Origin of the sequence: Brevibacterium sp. LS14, assembly GCF_012027885.1 — a bacterium.
Taxonomy (GTDB): Bacteria; Actinomycetota; Actinomycetes; order Actinomycetales; family Brevibacteriaceae; genus Brevibacterium; species Brevibacterium casei.
Genome location: NZ_SJXG01000058.1, coordinates 102,104 through 118,017 on the forward strand (window position 1 = coordinate 102,104; position 15,914 = coordinate 118,017).

Below are 15,914 nucleotides of genomic sequence, written 5' to 3' on the forward strand. Positions count from 1 at the left end.
TACGGCGCTCGCTCGAGCCGCGTCTGCCGCGCTCGCTCAAGCCGGACAGCACATATCGAAGCGAGGAACGTCTGCAAAGCGCGCTCCGGCTTGAGTGAGCGGCCGCGCGCGGCCCGCCCCTCTCACCCTTGGATGAACTCGACTCCTCCGGGGCGGGCGGCGGCCCGGTCGAGGAGTTTCGCGAGCATGTGATCGGACGTCGAATGCTCGCCGAGGCGGTTGGGCTTTCCGGTGCCGTGATAGTCCGAGGAGCCGGTGACGATGAGGTCGTTGTCGTGGGCGAGACGCCGCATGACCTCGCGTTCGTTCGGCGGGTTGTCCCGGTGGTCGACTTCGAGGCCGTCGAGACCGGCGGCGATGAACTCGCGCATCGCGGCATCGGAGACGACGAGTCCGCGCATCGCCGCCCTGGGGTGGGCGAAGACGGAGACCCCTCCCGCCTCGGCGATGAGGCGGATCGCGGTGATCGGGTCGATCGTCGGCAGGGTGACGTGGTACTTCCCGTGGCTGGAGAGGATCGAGGCGAACGCCTCCGACCGGGTCTCGACGATGCCGGCGGCGACGAGTGCGTCGGCGATGTGGGGGCGCCCGATCGTCGCATCCTCACCGGCGACGGAGAGCACGGCGTCCATGTCGATCGGATAGTCCTCGGCGAGGCGGTCGATGATGAGGTGGGTGCGGTCGAGGCGCGAACGGCGCGTCTCCTCGACGACGCTGGCCAGGCCCGTGTCGTAGGGGTCGTGGAGGTAGGAGAGCAGGTGGACGCTCACTCCTTCGTGGCGGCAGGAGATCTCCATCCCGCGGACGAGGCCGAGTCCGTACACGCGGGCGGCCTCCTCGGCGGGGGCCCATCCGGCGGTGGTGTCATGATCGGTGATGCCGACGACGTCGATGCCTTCCATCGAGGCTTCGGAAACGAGTTCGGACGGGCTCTGTGTCCCGTCCGAGAACGCCGTGTGCGCATGGAGATCGATGACCATGAGCCCCAGTCTATCGACTTCCCGAGCCGGTGCTGCTCCGCGCCTGAAGGCCGGCGCCGCCCCCGTGCCTAGAATGGAGACATGACTGAGCACAGCGCCACCAGCACTGATACCGACCAGCCTCTGACCGACCGCGTCAACAACCGCTCGCACCGTCCGAACTCCCGCGCCTTCCGGGATTTCGTCGCCTCCGGCTGGGACCGCACCCCGCTCGACGCCGACGCCCTCGCCGCCGCCGGATTCACGCCTGAGCGCCGCGCCAAGGTCTCCGCCGCGTTCCCCGGTGAGCGCCTCGTCATCCCCGCCGGTTCACTCAAGGTCCGCTCGAACGACACCGACTACCGGTTCCGTGCCCACTCCGCGTTCATCCACCTCACCGGACTCGAGACCGACTCCGAACCCGACGCCGTCCTCGTCTTCGAACCCGAGGGCGATGAGCACAGCGTCACCCTCTACTTCCGCCCCCGCGCCGGTGCCGACACCGAGGAGTTCTTCTCCGACGCCCGCTACGGCGAGTACTGGGTGGGACCGCGCGCCGACCTCGAGGCGATGCGGACGATGACCGGGATCGCCACCGAATCCTCGGCGACCGTCGACGATGCGATCACGAAGGACCTCGGTGCCATCTCCGTGCGCCTCCTGCGCTCGGCCGACACTCGCATCGACTCCGTCATCGACACCGCCCGCACCCAGGTCCAGGCCGACCTCGAGACCTCCGAGGCCGGGGATGCGGAGCTCGCGCAGATGCTCTCGGAGCTGCGCCTGATCAAGGACGACCACGAGATCGACCAGATGCGCGAGGCCGTCGCGATCACCCGCGCCGGCTTCGACAACGTCGTCGCCTCCCTGCCGGCCGCCGTCGCCCACCGCCGCGGTGAGCGGGTCATCGAGACCGCGTTCGAGACCGCCGCCCGCAGCGACGGCAACGGCATCGGCTACGACACGATCGCCGCCTCGGGCAACCATGCGTGCACCCTGCACTGGATCCGCAACGACGGAGTCGTCTCCGAGGGCGACCTCGTCCTCGTCGACGCCGGTGCCGAAGCCGACTCCCTCTACACCGCCGACATCACCCGCACCCTGCCGGTGTCCGGCACCTTCACCGAGGTGCAGGCGAAGATCTACGACGCCGTGCTCGAGGCCTCCGACGCCGCCTTCGCCGTCGCCGCCGAGCACGTCGACCGCCCCGTGCGCTTCCGCGAGGTCCACGAGGCCGCGATGAAGGTCATCGCCCACCGCCTCGAGGAGTTCGGCCTCCTGCCCGTGTCCGCCGAGGAGTCGCTCTCGCCCGAGGGCCAGCAGCACCGCCGGTGGATGGTCCACGGCACCAGCCACCACCTCGGCCTCGACGTCCACGACTGCGCGCAGGCCCGTGCGGAGATGTACCTCGACGCCGTCATCGAACCCGGCATGGTCTTCACGATCGAACCCGGTCTCTACTTCAAGGCCGACGACCTCCTCGTGCCCGAGGAGTTCCGCGGCATCGGCGTGCGCATCGAGGACGACGTCCTCGTCACCGCCGACGGAGTCGAGAACCTCTCCGCCGACTTCCCGCGCACCCGCGCCGAGGTGGAAGCCTGGGTCCAGGGACGATGACCCCGACCCGCGGGCGCGGCATCCTCGACGTGCCGGGGCTCGCCCTCGGACACGCCGGGACGCTCACCCGCGATCGGCTCACCGGGGTCAGCGTCGTCCTCCCGCCCGCGGGCTCGACCGTCGGCGTCGACGTCCGGGGCGGGGGCCCGGCCACCCATGAGACCGACGTCCTCTCCCCCACCGCGCACGGGTCCGGGGCCGATGCCCTCGTGCTCACGGGAGGGTCGGCGATCGGTCTGCGCTCCGTCGCGGGGGTCTCCGATGCCCTCGCCGAGGCGGGGCGCGGCTTCCCCGCACCACGCCTGCCGGGCACCGTCATCCCGCTCGTCCCCGCCGCAGCGATCTTCGACCTCGGCCACGGGGCCGGCCCGGTCGCCCCGCCGACGGCTGCCGAGGGCGCTGCCGCGGCCCAGGCTGCGTTCGCGGCGCTCACCGAGGAGGCGCCGACGACCCCGGTCAGGGGCAGCGTCGGTGTCGGCATCGGCGCCCGCGCCGGCGCTCAGACCCTGCGCAGCTCGCTCGGTTCGGTGAGCATCCGGCTGTCTGCCGGGTACATGGTCTCCGCCCTCGTCGTCGCGAATCCCTTCGGGACGATCGGCACCGAGGCGGGGACCCTGTGGGCCGGTCCCCTGCTCGAGGCCGTCGGTTGGGATCTGCCGCCGCTGCCGAGCCTGCCCGTCCCCGATCTCGAGGCGCCCCTCTCGGCGCAGAACACGACGTTGGCGATCATCGCCACGGACGCCCGACTCGACCGCGCCCAGGTCACAGCGCTTGCGGCCGGCGGCCACCCCGGCATCGCTCGTGCGGTGCGTCCCTCCCACACCCTCATCGACGGGGACACCGTCTTCGCCGTCGCCACCGGGGCCCGGGCGCTGCCTGAGGACCCCGCCGAGGCGCTGCCCGCGGTCGTCGAGATCACCGCGGCAGCCGCCGACGCCGTCACCCTCGCCGTCCTCGACGCTCTCACGAGTGCCTCCCCGCTCGCCCCGGCGTGGGAGCAGCCGCCGACTCTCGTCGACATCGCCCCGGACTTCACGGCGGCGTTCGCGGACCTCCCATAGCAGCCCCGCCGGGGCCGCTCGGCCGGCGGGCGTCGGCCCAGGGGCGCACTGCCTGTCCGACCGACCGTCGGCCGACCTCTTCGGCGATCGCCCGCTGCCGCTTCCAAACCGCCGGTGCAGTCGTCGGACCTTCACCCGGGCCGCCTCGCCGAGGAGGATCGAGTTCGACATCGGGCCCAGAATCGACCCGGATCCTCCTCAGGGACACGAGCCGCGCCTCCGGAACGGTTGACACCCGACCGCAACGCTGCCGCCTCCAAACCGTCGGGACAGTCGGCGGACCTTCACCCGGGCCGCCTCGCCGAGGAGGATCGAGTTCGACATCGAGCCCAGAATCGACCCGGATCCTCCTCAGGGACTTGAGCTGCGTCCGGAACGGTTGCCGCGTGACCGCAACGCTACCGCCAGAACGGCGATGCAGTCCGCGAGCCTTCACCCGCACCACCTCGCCGAGGAGGATCGAGTTCGAAATCGGGCCCAGAATCGACCCGGATCCTCCTCAGGGACACGCGCCGCGCAACCGCTGGGTTGCTGTGCGCCTACAGGGTTGCCGCGCGCCCGCAGGGCTGCCGGGCGCCCGGAGGGTTGCTACCCGACTGCGAAGTGTGGAGCGACTAACCCTGCGAGGAGGATCGAGTTCGAAATCGGGCCCGGAATCGACCCGGATCCTCCTCGGGAGCGCGCGATGGGCGCCCGCGGGGTTGCTCCGCGCCCGCGGGGTTGCCGCAGGGCCCCAGGGTGCCGGAGCGCAGACGCGGGGCGTGCTTCGTGCAGCCCTCGTCCAGGGTCGAGCGATCGACAAGAGGACTTGGCGCAGAGAACGTGATGCGGACGACGCTGAGCGGTGCCGGGTCACGAAGTAGGCTTGGGTCCATGAGTGGCTCCTCGAAACGCGTCTTCGTCGCCCGCCTCATCTCCGCTCCGGTCTTCGACCCGCTCGGGGATCAGGTGGGTCGTGTCCGCGACGTCGTCGTCGTCTACCGCACGACGATGCGCCAGTTCCCGCGCGTCATCGGCCTCGTCGTCGAGGTCCCCGGACGCCGCCGCGTCTTCGTCCCCATGGGCCGGGTCACCTCGATCGACGCCGGGCAGGTCATCACCACGGGACTGGTGAACATGCGCCGGTTCGAACAGCGCCGCTCGGAGACGCTCGTCGTCAACGACCTTCTCGACCGTCGTCTGCGCCTGCGGGAGGACGACTCCCCCGTCCAGATCGAGGACGTCGGCATCGAGCAGCAGGTCAACCGCGACTGGGAGGTCACCCGGCTCTTCGTCCGTCGCGTCCAGGAGCGCACGGCCTTCTCCGCCTTCCGCCGCCGCGGCGAGACGATGCAGATCTCGTGGTCGGATGCCGACCACCCCGCCGACTCCGCCCAGGACCAGGAGGCCACCCAGCTCATCGCGGCCTACCAGGACACGAAGCCCGCCGACCTCGCCGACGTCCTCTTCGAGATGACCCCCGAACGCCGCCTCCAGGTCGCCCGGGCCCTCGACGACGAACGCCTCGCCGACGTCATCGAGGAGCTGCCGGATGAGACGCAGGTCGAGCTCCTCTCCGCGCTCGACACCGAGCGCGCGGTCACCGTGCTCGAGGAGATGGAGCCCGACGACGCGGCCGACCTCCTCGGCGAGCTCACCGATGAGCAGGCCGAACGGTTCCTCACCCTCATGGAGCCCGACGACGCCGAGGACGTCCGCACGCTGCTCTCCTACGATGAGCACACTGCGGGTGGTCTGATGACGACCGAGCCGGTCATCCTCACCCCGGAGACGACCGTCGCCGAGGCGCTCGCCCACGTCCGTCGGGAGGATCTGCCGGCCGCGCTCGCCGCCGCTGTCTTCGTCTGCCGCCAGCCCATCGAGACGCCGACGGGGAAGTTCCTGGGCATCGTCCACATCCAGGAGATGCTGCGCCATCCCCCGCACGAGGCGGTCGGTATCATGCTCGACACCGAAGTCGACGCGATGCCCCCGGACACATCGCTGGCCGAGGTGACGAAGCTGCTCGCGGCGTACAATCTGGTGTCGGTGCCGATCACCGACGACAACGACCGACTCATCGGCGTCGTCACCGTCGACGACGTCCTCGACGAGCTGCTGCCCGAGGACTGGCGCACGACCGGCCGCGATGACCACAGGAGGGGGTAACCATGCCGACCGACGACTTCGACGTCCCCCGCTCGTCCAAACGCAAGCTGCCCCGGTTCGCGATCTCCCCGGAGACGTTCGGACGCGGCGCCGAGGCGTTCGCACGGTTCATGGGCACCCCGGCGTTCCTCGTCGGCATGACGGTCTTCTGCGCCGTCTGGCTGATGTGGAACACGCTGCTGCCCGAGTCCGTCCAGTTCGACCCGCGGTCGCTCAACTTCACCCTGCTCACGCTCATCCTCTCCCTGCAGGCCTCGTACGCGGCCCCGCTCATCCTCCTCGCCGAGAACCGCAGCGCCGACCGCGACCGCGTCGAGTTCGAACACGACCGGCAGCGGGCCGAACGCAACCTCGCCGACACCGAGTACCTCGCCCGTGAGGTCGCCGCCCTGCGCATCGCGATGCGCGAGGTCGCGACCCGCGACTTCATCCGCTCCGAGCTCAAGGATCTGCTCAAGGAGCTCGAGGACGAACGCTCAGAGAGCGGGAAGGACGAGCAGGTAGGGTCGAAGTCTCGCGACAGGAAGGGACAGGGATGAGACGAACGAGCCCGACCGACGAAGCCGTGCGGCAGGCGCTGGCGACGGTCATCGATCCCGAGATCCGGCGCAGCATCGTCGAGCTCGACATGGTCGAGGATGTCACCATCGACGGCGGCAGGGTCACCGTCACCGTGCTGCTCACGATCGCCGGCTGCCCGCTCAAGGACACCATCACCCGAGACACCGAGGCGGCGCTTGCCAAGGTCGACGGCGTCACCGAGGTGGTCGTCAGGCTCGGCACGATGTCGCCCGAGCAGCGCACGGCGATGCGTGAGAAGCTCCAGGGTCCCGGCGGCAGCCGCGAGGTGCCCTTCGCCAAGCCCGATTCGCTGACGAAGGTCTATGCGATCGCCTCGGGCAAGGGCGGGGTCGGGAAGTCCTCGGTGACAGCGAACCTCGCCGCGGCACTTGCGAAGCAGGGCCTGCGCGTCGGTCTCGTCGACGCCGACATCTACGGGTTCTCCATCCCCACGATGTTCGGCCTCTCCGGTCAGCCGACCCGCGTCGACGAGATGATCATCCCGCAGGTCGCCCACGGGGTGAAGGTGATGAGCATCGGCATGTTCGTCCCCGGCAACCAGGCCGTCGTGTGGCGGGGCCCGATGCTCCATCGCGCCCTGCAGCAGTTCCTCACCGACGTCTTCTGGGGTGACCTCGACGTCCTCCTCCTCGACCTGCCGCCCGGCACCGGCGACATCGCAATCTCCGTCGCGCAACTGCTGCCGAACTCCGAGCTCCTCGTCGTCACCACCCCCCAGCAGGCCTCGGCTCAGGTCGCCGAGCGGGCCGGTGCCATCGCCACGCAGACGAAGCAGCCGATCGCCGGTGTCGTGGAGAACATGTCGTGGATGGAGATGCCCGACGGCACCCGGATGGAGGTCTTCGGCAGCGGCGGCGGTGCCACGGTCGCGGGGAACCTTGCGACGACCACCGGCACCGAGGTGGAACTGCTCACCCAGATCCCCCTCGACACCGCGGTGCGGGAGGGCTCGGACGCCGGGACCCCCGTTGTGCTCACCGACCCCGAGTCCCCGGCGGCGCAGGCGTTCACGACGCTCGCCACCCGGCTCGCGCAGCGCACCCGCGGTCTCTCCGGTCGCTCCCTGGGACTCAGCCCCGTCTGAACGAAGGCCTCCCACCGGAGAGCGGCAGCCGAAGCCCCGACTGTCACGGTCGTCTCCCATCTCTGCAACGATCGGGCAACACTCGTGTGATCTGCGACCCGCGACGACGGGCGGACTCTCACTACAAGGCAGACGTCGTTCCAGGTCAGAGCCGTGGCAACGGTCCGAGAACGCAGGATTGTTCGGCGCAGCGCCCGGCCGTGCGCCCCCTAGACTGGATGTGCGGATTCCCGCCGACCATCTGCACTCTCTCCCCGCAAGGACCTCCATTTGACGCGCACTCCCCGACTGCTGTCCAGACTGACGGCGCTCACCGCAGCGTCGACCGCACTCGCCCTCGTCTCCGGATGCGTCGTCACCGGCACGACCCGCGGCGACGATGAGGCCTCGGATTCGGCGACCGTGGAGTCGCACCGGAAGAACGCCCGAGACAATCTCGCCGCCGTCGATGCGAGCCTGCGCAGCTACGCCGTCGTCGACGAGACCTCGACTCCGAAGCTCCACGCGCATCTCTTCGGCATCCCCGGCGCGGACTCACTCAACGAGGCGACCGAGCGAGCCGTCCTCGACAGCTTCGACGCCGCGGGTGCCTTCGCCGGGCGCAAGGCCTTCAGCCCCGTGCTCACCGACCCCTCGCTGCGCTGGGACCCCTCGGCATTCACGACAGCGACGACCGCCTCGGCGGGATCGACACCGAAGGACACCGACACCGGCGCGGACGTCGACATCAGCAATCGCGTCCTCGCCGCGGGCGGGATCTTCCTCCTCAGCGCCGTCACCCGGTCCGACGCTGCGGGACCCACGGCGAGCCCGAACGCGGGATCGACCCGGGTCTATCTCACCGACCTCTCCGCCGACACGACCGTCGACGCCGCCGAGCTCTTCACCGGCGACATCGAGGACTCCGCGATCTCCGTCGATGACTCGGGAGCGCTCCTGCTCGACGGAGAATCGGTGCGCGGCGACGAACTCACCGATCTCGGACTCCAGGTCGCCGACGCCCTCCACACTCCCCTGTCCCTGCCGCAGGGCACCGATGACCGCGACCCCGACTTCTCCTGTGCGCTGCTCCCGTGCGTGGCGCTGACCTATGACGACGGACCGGGCGAACCCGACGTCGAGGATCGCCTGCTCGCGGCCGCGAAGTCTGCGAAGGTCCGCCTCACGTACTTCCTCCTCGGCAAGAACGTCCGGCACAGTCCCGACGTCGTCCGGAGGATGGCCGAGGCCGGACACGAGGTCGGCAACCACTCCTTCGACCACCCGCAGATGTCGAAGAAGTCCCCCGAGACTGTGCGCAGGCAGGTCGAGGACACCGACGCGGACATCGAAGCCGCCGGCGGCGGAAAGCCGAACCTCGTCCGTCCGCCCTACGGGGCGCTGACGAAGGCGACGGCGAAGGCGCTCGGTCATCCGGCGATCATGTGGGACGTCGACACCGAGGACTGGCGCAGCAAGAACGCGGGGAAGGTCGTCGACGCAGTGAGGGCGCAGACGAAGCCGGGGTCGGTCGTCCTCATGCACTCGATCCACCCCTCGACCGTCGATGCCGCCCCGGACGTCTTCAGCACCGTCCTCGACCGCGGCTTCTACCCGGTGACGGTGAGCGAGCTCTTCGGCGACCAGCGGCTCGAGAAGGGTGCGGAGTACTTCTGCCGCGGATATGCGACGAAGCTATGCTCGAACCCCGAACATCCCGAGGTGCGCAGGAACTGACCGGCACCGGTTGCACGCGCGGCGTGAATCAGGTGGAGTTGGTTGGTCCGGTGAGGTCGCGTCGGCGTCGGCGGGTCCGGTGAGGTCGTGGCGCGAGGCTCAGGTGGCGTCGGCTCTGGCGGAGCCGTGCAGAATGTGACGCGAATTTCAGGTGGCGTCGGCGTCGAAGGGGGCCGGGGCCGAGCGGTCGCGCTTGGCGTACTGGGCCTGGAACCGTTCGATCGGCGACGGGGGCGCTGCCGCAGACGCCGACGTGTCCTCTGCCGTCGATGCGGCTGCTGCCGTACCTGCAGCCGCCGCCGGTGCGGCGCCGCTGCCTCCCTGCTCGCGGCGCTTGGCCTCGCGAATCGCCGAGTCCTCCTCGACGAGGGCCTCGCGGACGATGCGGCGGGGATCGTACTGGCGGGGGTCGAGCTTCTGCCAGTCGACGTCCTTGAAGTCGTCGCCGAAGTCCCGCTTGACGTTGTCCTTCGCGCCTTCGGCCATGCGGCGGAGCTGGCGGACGGTGTCCCGCAGCTTCTGCGCGTATTCGGGGAGGCGCTTGGGCCCGATCACCACGAGTGCGACGATCACAAGGATGACCATCTCGGTCCCATTGATGCCCATGAACATGATCTCCATTCTAACCTCCCCGCAGTAGGCTCCTCCCAGGTGGACTCACATGAAGGGAGGGTGAATGGACGACGTCGTCGTCGAGCGGGTGCTGCGCATCGTCGAGTTCGTCCCCTCCGGTCGCGTGGTCAGCTACGGCACCGTCGGCCTCGTCGCGCGCTGCTCGCCGCGGTATGTCGGACGGGTGATGAAGGAGTACGGGTCGAACGTCACATGGTGGCGGGTGATCAACGCTGCTGGGCGGCTGCCCGACCCGCTGCTCGGGCGCGCCCGGGAGAAGTGGGAGGACGAGGGCACCGCTCATCGTCATGACAAGGCGCTCACCTCGGCGTTCATCACTTTCGAGGAGCTCGACGCGCTGTGGTCGGCACACGGGCGCGACCCGGGCGAGCAGTTAGACTGAGATACGGAACAGCAGCGGTTGAGGAGGGTCGATTGTCACGCGAGCATGCCGGTGATGTCACGTTCTCCGAGCAGTACAACGGACCGGATGCGCTCCTCGACGCAGCTCGCACCCTCTCCCACGAGTACGGGCTCACGCCTGTCTCACAGACGACCTCGTCGGCGCTCACGCTCATGGCGCGTCTGCTGCGCCCCGTCGCCGCGGTCGAGGTCGGCACCGGCACGGGAACGGCGACGCTCTCCCTGCTGCGGGGCATGCCCAACGCCGGCATCCTCACCTCGATCGACACGAACTCCACTGCTCAGGGCGCGGCCCGTGACCTCATCGACCTCGCGGGCATCCGCCCCGGCCGCCTGCGCCTGATGAGCGGACGCGCCGAGGACGTCCTCGGCCGCCTCGCCCCGAGCGCCTACGACCTCGTCTTCCTCGACATCGACCCGGTCGGGCTCGAGCGGATGATCGAACCCGCGCTGCGCCTCCTCGACGCCCACGGACTCCTCGTCCTCCACCAGACGCTGCTCTCCGGCGCCGTCGCCGATCCCGTCGATCGCTCCCCACGGACGACCGCGGCGCGCACCCTGCTCAGCCGACTCGGCGACCAGGAACGGCTCGACCGCGTCCTCCTGCCCATCGGAGAGGGTCTGCTCACGCTGCAGAAGACCTGGCAGTGATGACACGGGTCGCGCCGCCGACCCCGCGGATGTCGAAGCGGCCCCGCGGATGACGAAATAGCCTCGCGGATGACGAAACCGCCCCGCAGATGACGAAGCGATTCTGTGAATGACGAAGCGGCAGAGACGAACGTCTCTGCCGCTGCGCGGTCCACTCGTACTCAGATGCCCAGCGTCTCCGCCAACGTGTCGTGGAGAGCCGTCGCCTCATCGGCGCTGAGTTCGATCACCAGTCGCCCGCCGCCCTCGACAGGAAGCCGCATCACCATGCCTCGGCCTTCTTTGGTCACTTCCAGAGGTCCGTCGCCGGTGCGGGGTTTCTGAGCTGCCATGTGGGCGCTTCCTTCCATCGATTGAACAGAGCCGATCCGTGCGGAACGGACCAACCGTATTGATCCGATTATTCCACGATCCTGTCCTCAGCGGGGACATCGCCGCGAAACGACCCGATCACGGCGGCAGATCCGAGGGCGGGGTGAAGTGCCAGAGGTATCCGACCCAGACGATCTGGAGGAGGATGAACGCGACGATCACCGCGACCCGGTAGCCGCGCGAACGGACGGCTGAGAGGGTGAGTGCGAGCGGGAAGAGCGGCAGGAGCAGGCGCAGCGTCGAGGTCTGCGGGGTGAAGAAGATGAGCAGGTAGATCCCGTACGCGAGGCAGAAGAGCTGCAGTGTCCTGCCCATCCGCGCCCCTGCCGGGGAGAGGATGAGGGCGACCATGCCGGCGACGACGCCGATGAGGAGGAGCGGCCCGAAGGGACCGACGAGGCTGTTGGCCTGGGCCAGCCACTGGACGAGGTAGGTCGACGTCCCGGTGTGCCAGGCCGCCTCGGTGTCGGTGTAGGCCGTCATCGACCCGGTGACGATCCACGCGTGGACGGGGTGGATGAGCGCGGCGGCGCACGAGAGCACACCGAGGGTCCACGATCGGATGACCTCGGAGGGCGGATACGGTTCGGTCCGACGGCGGAGGAAGCGGTCGATGAGGTGGAAGAGGAGGAAGAAGGAGAAGGCGACGCCGATCGGGCGCGAGAGGTCCATGAGGACGACGACGGGAAGGGCCATGAGGTAGCGGCGCTCGACGACGAGGAGGAGCGCGAGGGCCTGGAGGAGAAGGGTGAGCGACTCCGCGTACCCGGTGGAGAACACCGCGGCCGGCGGGAAGACCATGACGAAGGTGAGCGCCGTGAGCGCCTGCCCGGGTGGGACGAACTTCCGGAAGAGCGCGAGGACGACGATCGCGGCGAGGCCCGCGGCGACCGTGGACACGAGCGGAGAGATCACCTCGTAGCTCAGGCCGGTGAGGTCGGCAATCGCACTGACGATCGCCGGGTGGAGCGGATAGAACGCCCACGTGTTCTCTGCGACCCGCCCGGCCTCATCGACCGGCAGCACCGCCGGGTAGCCTTCGGTCGCGACGCGCGCATACCACGCGGAATCCCAGAAGTTGAGGAAGTCGCCGAGGGTCGTCTCGACCGGGCTCGAGGACCAGTATGCGGGATCCTGGCGACGGAGGACCGCGGCGAAGATCGCGATGCTCACGATCCGCGAGGCGATGTAGACGCTCAGCGCCTGCACCCAGAGCGGAAGGGTGAGGAAGACGACGCCTGCCCGGTGGAGGCGGGAGGAGTTGAAGAGCTCGGGGAGGATGGTGATGCCGGGGAGGTCTGGGGAGGTGCTCATCGCCTAGTTCTGCGCGGCTTCCAATTCGCTGATCCGCGTCCGCAGCCGACCGATCGCCTCATCGACCTCGTCCATCCGGTAGCCGCGCAGCGCCGGACGGAACCGCAGCTCGTCGACGTCTGCGAGGGTGAAACCCTCGGGCAGTGGGGCGGCGACGGCATCGGACTCCTCGGCGGCCTCGGCGGAGAAGAGATCGAAGGACGCGGCGAGGACGATGACGAGGACGAAGATCGCAGCGGCGACCCCGATGACAATCCACAATGGCATGAGGCCATCTTCGCATATCGGCCTGAGGTCTCAGCGGAGGCCGCGGACCGTATGCCTGGCCGGACCCTCCCCGGTGACGGCGAGCGTGACGGCCAGGGCGTCGGCGGTCGCGGTGACGTCGTGGGCGCGGATGATCGCCGCTCCCCTCTCCACGGCCAGCGCGGTCGCGGCGATCGTTCCGTGGAGCCGGTCGGCGGGTCCGACCTCGCCGATCGCCTCCCCGACGAAGTCCTTCCGGGAGATCGCGAGCAGCACGGGGTAACCGGTCTCGGCGAAACGGCCGAGGTCGCGCAGCAGCCGCAGCGAATGGTAGGAGTTCTTGCCGAAGTCCGGCGTCGGGTCGATGACGATCCGGGTCGGGTCGACTCCGGCGGCCTCGGCAGCCGTGGCCAGGGCCACCACACCGCTCAGGGTCTCGTCGACGACGTCGGCGGCGGTGAGGCCGTAGCGGCTGCGGTGGGCGTCGGTGCGCGGGGACAGACCCCCGGTGTGCGAGCAGACGAGGCCGACGTCGAAGCGGGCCGCGACCTCGGCGACGAGCGGATCCGCACCGGCCCACGTGTCGTTGAGCAGGCCGGCACCGGCGGCGCAGACCGCCTCGGCGACCTCATGGCGCCACGTGTCGACGCTGATGAGGAGGTCAGGACGGCGCCGGATCACAGCCTCGACGACGGGGACGACGCGTTCGATCTCCTCGGCAACGGAGATCTCCCGACCCCGCCCCGCACGGACCCCGCCGATGTCGACGATCCGGGCACCCGCCTCGGCGGCGGCGTCGACGGCCCTCAGCGCCGCCTCGAGGGTCGCGGCGGACTCGTAGAACGAATCGGTCGACCGGTTGACCACAGCCATGATCACCGGGGCCCCGGCGCGGGCGTCGGTGAGCGCGAACCGCGTCGGGCGGGACTCGGCGCCGTCCTTCACTGCTCGGGGCCGGTGCCGTCGACGGGGGCGTCGGGGATCGTCCCGGGCGGACCGATCGTGGCCACGACCTCGTCGATGTCATCGGTGAGCGTGAAGAGGTCGAGGTCCTTCGGGGAGATCGTGCCCTCTCCGATCAGGGTGCTCGCCATCCAGTCGACGAGCCCCCGCCAGTAGCTCGTGCCGAAGAGGACGATGGGAAAGGACGTGACCTTGCCGGTCTGGACCATCGTGAACGCCTCGAAGAGCTCGTCGAGGGTGCCGAAGCCACCTGGCATGACGACGAATCCGCGGGAGTACTTGAGGAACATCGTCTTGCGGACGAAGAAGTACCGGAAGTTCACCCCGAGTTCGACGTGGTCGTTGAGCCCCGATTCGAAGGGCAGCTCGATGCCGAGTCCGATCGACACGCCCCCGGCCTCCGTGGCGCCGAGGTTGCCTGCCTCCATGATCCCCGGTCCCCCGCCGGTGATGATCGCATTCCCGTTCTCCGCGAGCCGCCGGGCGATCTCCCGCGCATCCTCGTACGCCTGGGTTCCGGCGCCGAGGCGGGCCGAGCCGAAGATCGAGACCGCCGGGCCCACCTCGGCGAGCGACCCGAAGCCCTCAACGAACTCCGCCTGGATGCGCATCACCCGCCACGGGTCCTCATGGACCCAGTTCGAGGGTCCCCGGGACTCGAGGAGGCGCTGATCGGTCGTCGTCGTCGGCACCTGGGAGCCGCGCAGGCGCAGCGGACCTTTGCTGTAGAAGGTCGCGTCGTCGGTGGTGTCGGCTGCGGGCTGGTCGGGGCTGGGCTGGTCGGGGCCGCTCTCGTCCGGGCTGGTCTCCACGGGCTCGCGCTCCTCGGTGCGGGTCGTCGGTGCGGGATCGGTGTCGTTCGCCATCGCGCTCATCCCTTCTCGAGGTAGTCGATGAGAGTCCGGGTCGCGTCCTCCACTTCCCGGACCCTGACATGTTCGTCTGACTTGTGGGCGTACAGCGGGTTGCCCGGACCGAAATTCACCGCCGGGACGCCGAGCGCACTGAACCGGGAGACGTCGGTCCATCCGAGCTTCGCCGACGGTTCCGCGCCGAGCGCGGCGAGGAAGTCCTGGGCGATGGGGCGGTCGAGTCCGGGGCGGGCGCCTTCGGCGGCGTCGGTGACGACGACGTCGAAGCCGGTGAAGAGCTCGCGGAGGAAGCCCTCGGCCTCGGCGGCGGACTTCGAGGGCGCGAAGCGGTAGTTGACGGAGATGCGGCACTCGTCGGGCACGACGTTGCCTGCCACTCCCCCGCTGATCGCCACCGCGGAGAGCGACTCCCGGTAGTCGAGGCCGTCGACGGTGACGGTCTCGGAGACGTGGTCGTCGAGGCGGGTGAGCACCTCGGCGGCGGCGTGGATCGCATTCACTCCCATGAACGCGCGGGCCGAGTGGGCGCGCACACCGGTGGTCGTGACGTCGACGCGGATCGTGCCGTTGCAGCCGCCCTCGACGCTCGCATTCGACGGTTCGCCGAGGATCGCGAAGTCCCCGGCCAGCCACTCGGGGTGGGTGCGGGCGACCCGGCCGAGGCCGTTGAGGGCGGCATCGACCTCCTCGTGGTCGTAGAAGACCCAGCTGACGTCGCGCGACGGGTTCCGCAGCGCCGAGGCGGCGGCGAGCTGCATCGCCACCCCCGCCTTCATATCGCAGGCGCCCCGGCCCCAGATGATCTCCTCACCGGCGGCCTGGTCACGTTCCGAGGCGCCGGACTCACGTGCGTCCTCCGTCGGTGCACCGCCCGCCGGGGCCTCGTCTTCCGGGGCACTGCTGTCGGTTCCGCTCCCTGCTCCGGACTCGGGGGTCTGGCCCACGTCACCGGTGAGCCGCCTCGGCGGGAGGTTGCCTTCGACGGGGACGGTGTCGAGGTGACCGGCGATGACGATGCGCTCCGGCCGGCCCAAGCCGGTGCGGGCGACGATCGTGTCGCCGTCGCGGAGGATCTCGAGATCGGGGCCGTCACCGGCGCTGATCGCCTCGAGGACGGTGACGACCGCCTCGGCGATCGCACCTTCGTTGCCGGAGACGGATTCGATCGCGCACAGCCGGCCAGTCAGCTCCGCGGGATCGTCGAGCGCGGAGAGCAGATACTGCCCGAGGTCGCCGTCGGGGACGAATGCGGCGGCGGTCTCAGCAGGTGGATGAGCAGTCATACGACTTAGCC

Annotated in this window: 16 protein-coding genes; 8 read left to right on the forward strand and 8 right to left on the reverse strand. The window is 69.7% G+C overall.

Annotated features, from left to right (window positions below; all coding sequences use genetic code 11):
* Positions 1 to 122: 122 nt before the first annotated feature.
* Positions 123 to 980, reverse strand: a complete 858-nt coding sequence (locus tag EZE58_RS14205; protein WP_009375223.1) for a PHP domain-containing protein — start codon at positions 978 to 980, stop codon at positions 123 to 125.
* 81 nt (positions 981 to 1,061) lie between these two features.
* Here EZE58_RS14205 and EZE58_RS14210 point away from each other — a divergent pair, with 81 nt between their 5' ends.
* From EZE58_RS14210 to EZE58_RS14235, 6 genes are all read left to right on the forward strand, one after another.
* Positions 1,062 to 2,576 carry an aminopeptidase P family protein gene (locus tag EZE58_RS14210; RefSeq protein ID WP_063250937.1) on the forward strand — a complete coding sequence of 505 codons (1,515 nt, stop codon included), beginning with the start codon at positions 1,062 to 1,064 and terminating at the stop codon, positions 2,574 to 2,576.
* On the forward strand, positions 2,573 to 3,637 hold the full coding sequence (locus EZE58_RS14215) for a P1 family peptidase (RefSeq protein ID WP_167560777.1): 1,065 nt from the start codon (positions 2,573 to 2,575) through the stop codon (positions 3,635 to 3,637). The genes EZE58_RS14210 and EZE58_RS14215 overlap by 4 nt, the downstream gene beginning before the upstream one ends.
* 873 nt (positions 3,638 to 4,510) lie before the next feature.
* Positions 4,511 to 5,785 carry a CBS domain-containing protein gene (locus tag EZE58_RS14220; protein WP_009375210.1) on the forward strand — a complete coding sequence of 425 codons (1,275 nt, stop codon included), beginning with the start codon at positions 4,511 to 4,513 and terminating at the stop codon, positions 5,783 to 5,785.
* 2 nt (positions 5,786 to 5,787) lie between these two features.
* Positions 5,788 to 6,324 (forward strand): DUF1003 domain-containing protein, encoded by a 537-nt coding sequence (locus tag EZE58_RS14225; protein WP_009375208.1) that lies wholly within the window; start codon positions 5,788 to 5,790, stop codon positions 6,322 to 6,324.
* Complete coding sequence (locus tag EZE58_RS14230; RefSeq protein WP_009375206.1) at positions 6,321 to 7,451, forward strand: Mrp/NBP35 family ATP-binding protein; 1,131 nt, start codon at positions 6,321 to 6,323, stop codon at positions 7,449 to 7,451. Before EZE58_RS14225 ends, EZE58_RS14230 begins: the two co-directional genes overlap by 4 nt.
* Positions 7,452 to 7,721: 270 nt before the next feature.
* A complete protein-coding gene (locus tag EZE58_RS14235; RefSeq protein ID WP_063250941.1) occupies positions 7,722 to 9,167 on the forward strand; it encodes a polysaccharide deacetylase family protein in 1,446 nt (481 codons plus the stop codon).
* Positions 9,168 to 9,314: 147 nt separating this feature from the next.
* Here the strand turns inward: EZE58_RS14235 and EZE58_RS14240 are convergent, their stop codons facing one another.
* Positions 9,315 to 9,788 (reverse strand): twin-arginine translocase TatA/TatE family subunit, encoded by a 474-nt coding sequence (locus tag EZE58_RS14240; protein ID WP_063250942.1) that lies wholly within the window; start codon positions 9,786 to 9,788, stop codon positions 9,315 to 9,317.
* Between the two features lie 55 nt (positions 9,789 to 9,843).
* Here EZE58_RS14240 and EZE58_RS14245 point away from each other — a divergent pair, with 55 nt between their 5' ends.
* Together EZE58_RS14245 and EZE58_RS14250 are read left to right on the forward strand one after the other, a co-directional pair.
* The gene (locus EZE58_RS14245) at positions 9,844 to 10,182 is read left to right on the forward strand and encodes an MGMT family protein (protein WP_009375201.1); all 339 of its coding nucleotides are present in this window, start codon (positions 9,844 to 9,846) and stop codon (positions 10,180 to 10,182) included.
* Between the two features lie 32 nt (positions 10,183 to 10,214).
* Positions 10,215 to 10,853 (forward strand): class I SAM-dependent methyltransferase, encoded by a 639-nt coding sequence (locus EZE58_RS14250; protein WP_009375199.1) that lies wholly within the window; start codon positions 10,215 to 10,217, stop codon positions 10,851 to 10,853.
* A gap of 161 nt (positions 10,854 to 11,014) precedes the next feature.
* On the opposite strand, the gene EZE58_RS14255 is transcribed toward EZE58_RS14250, so the two are convergent.
* The 6 genes from EZE58_RS14255 to dapE form a co-directional block, all read right to left on the reverse strand.
* Positions 11,015 to 11,185 (reverse strand): DUF3117 domain-containing protein, encoded by a 171-nt coding sequence (locus EZE58_RS14255; protein ID WP_009375197.1) that lies wholly within the window; start codon positions 11,183 to 11,185, stop codon positions 11,015 to 11,017.
* A 118-nt stretch (positions 11,186 to 11,303) separates the two neighbouring features.
* Positions 11,304 to 12,539: a hypothetical protein gene (locus EZE58_RS14260; RefSeq protein WP_009375195.1), complete on the reverse strand. Its 1,236-nt coding sequence runs from the start codon at positions 12,537 to 12,539 to the stop codon at positions 11,304 to 11,306.
* A 3-nt stretch (positions 12,540 to 12,542) separates the two neighbouring features.
* Positions 12,543 to 12,806 (reverse strand): DivIVA domain-containing protein, encoded by a 264-nt coding sequence (locus EZE58_RS14265; RefSeq protein WP_051995470.1) that lies wholly within the window; start codon positions 12,804 to 12,806, stop codon positions 12,543 to 12,545.
* 30 nt (positions 12,807 to 12,836) lie between these two features.
* Positions 12,837 to 13,730, reverse strand: coding sequence for a dihydropteroate synthase (gene folP, locus EZE58_RS14270; protein WP_009375191.1), 894 nt, complete (start codon positions 13,728 to 13,730; stop codon positions 12,837 to 12,839).
* Positions 13,727 to 14,614 (reverse strand): TIGR00730 family Rossman fold protein, encoded by an 888-nt coding sequence (locus EZE58_RS14275; RefSeq protein ID WP_063250943.1) that lies wholly within the window; start codon positions 14,612 to 14,614, stop codon positions 13,727 to 13,729. The genes folP and EZE58_RS14275 overlap by 4 nt, the downstream gene beginning before the upstream one ends.
* Positions 14,615 to 14,619: 5 nt before the next feature.
* On the reverse strand, positions 14,620 to 15,903 hold the full coding sequence (dapE, locus tag EZE58_RS14280; protein ID WP_167560779.1) for a succinyl-diaminopimelate desuccinylase: 1,284 nt from the start codon (positions 15,901 to 15,903) through the stop codon (positions 14,620 to 14,622).
* Positions 15,904 to 15,914 lie beyond the last annotated feature (11 nt).